Raw genomic sequence first — 1,532 nt, 5'->3', positions numbered from 1 at the left:
GACCGGTTGTCGTTGAGGGTGGGATCCGGGGCCGGTTCGGAACGGGGGACCGGGGCGTAGTCGGGGGTCACCCCGCGCCCGGGGGTCGGCTCAAAGGGGGTCCACCCCAAGCCCGGAAGGTACAGTTCGGGCCAGGCATGGGCGTCCTGGCCACTGACCCGGTACCCGTTGAGGGTGCGTTCGGTAAGGTCCGTGTCCTGGTTCATCCGGCCAGGGAGGAGGTGTCCAGGGTGATGCTCTGCCCGGTGGCCTCTCCGGGGGCGAAGCCACCGCAATCCGACTGGGGATGCCGGCCTGCCGGGCCAGCAGCGCCATGGTGGAGGCGAAGTGCACGCAGTAGCCCTGGCGGCGCTCGAGGAACGCGGCGACCACCTTCATGTTTGCCCCGTCATACCCTTCACGCAGCGGGGTCTGCTCCGAGTAGCTGAACCGGGTGGAGCGCAGATAGTTCTGGATGGCCACGGCCTTGTCAAAGTCGCTGCCCGGGGTGCCGTTGGCCTCGAAGGCGCGGCGCAGGTTCTGCGCCAGCAGCTCGTGCACCGCCCCGCCCCCGTCCTCCGGCAGCCGGGTGAGCTGCTCATCCAATGGCGGGGTGCGGCTTTCGAAGAACGCGAAGTTCCGCGCCAGCTCGGGGTTCAGCTCCGGCACGCTGTGGGTGACCAGCACGCTGCCGGTCTGCTGCCGGGACTCGCGGGTGAAGGAGGCGATGGCGGTCTGCGGCTGCCAGCGCCAGGTTCCCTGCAGGCCCTGGATGAGATAGGAATTCTGCGGCAGCGGCAGCTGCAGGTTGCGCGGCACCGGGTCCCAGGAGAGCTGGGTGACCTCCTGCTTCGCCCCGAAGGACATGTACTGATCGCGCAGCACCGTGTTCCCGCTGTACGCCAGGGCCTGCGGATCGCGTTGCGGTTCCCATCGTGCGGCGGACAGGTCCTGGATCACGTCGGTGCGCAGGTAGGGGGCGCCCGGCGCCGAGGTGTAGTAGCTGAGCAGGGTGCTGTTTCCGTTGCTGCGCAGGTCCCGGCCCAGGTTCAGCAGCGGGTCGATGTTGCTGGCAAACAGTTCCCCGGAGGGGCGGGTGCCTTCGGGGAACATGCCCTGGCGAAAACCGGGCATCCAGGTGCTGCTGGCCACCAGCACCACCGCGGCCACCAGGCCCAGCAGGCCGGAAAAACCCAGTTGCCGCCGCCCGGGCAGTGCCGAAGGCCGGCGGCGATACCGGTAGGGCAGGAACGTGGCGTAGCCGATCATGGCCAGGAACTGGATCAGCAGGTAGCCGGTCCCGGCCCCGCTGAGCTTGAACAGGGAGGCCAGCACCGGGGCGAAGGCCAGCGGCAACACCACCAGCAGGGCCAGGCGCCGGGAGCTGGTCAGGGTTTCGACCAGTACCGCCAGGACCAGGCCCAGCAGCAGGAACGTGAAATCCACCGCCGCGGTGTACGCCACCTGGGGCACCTGGGTGGCAAACTCCAGGTTCGCGTTGTGCACCAGCTGCCCGAAGCGCTGCCCCCGCCCGCCGCCCAGGCCCGGATCGG

Annotated in this window: 1 protein-coding gene and 1 pseudogene; both read right to left on the bottom strand. The window is 69.4% G+C overall.

Annotated elements, in window-relative coordinates; translation table 11 throughout:
* The coding region (locus JCM19049_RS23605; RefSeq protein ID WP_374700320.1) for a transglutaminase domain-containing protein at positions 1-206 on the bottom strand (206 nt) is incomplete at its 3' end.
* A gap of 118 nt (positions 207-324) precedes the next feature.
* Positions 325-1,425, bottom strand: a pseudogene (locus JCM19049_RS13800) (transglutaminaseTgpA domain-containing protein); the annotation flags it as partial.
* Positions 1,426-1,532: the final 107 nt, after the last annotated feature.

It is taken from the genome of Arthrobacter sp. JCM 19049, assembly GCF_001310435.1.
Note: the sequence above shows the minus strand (reverse complement) of the source record. Positions and strands in the feature narration are given on the sequence as shown.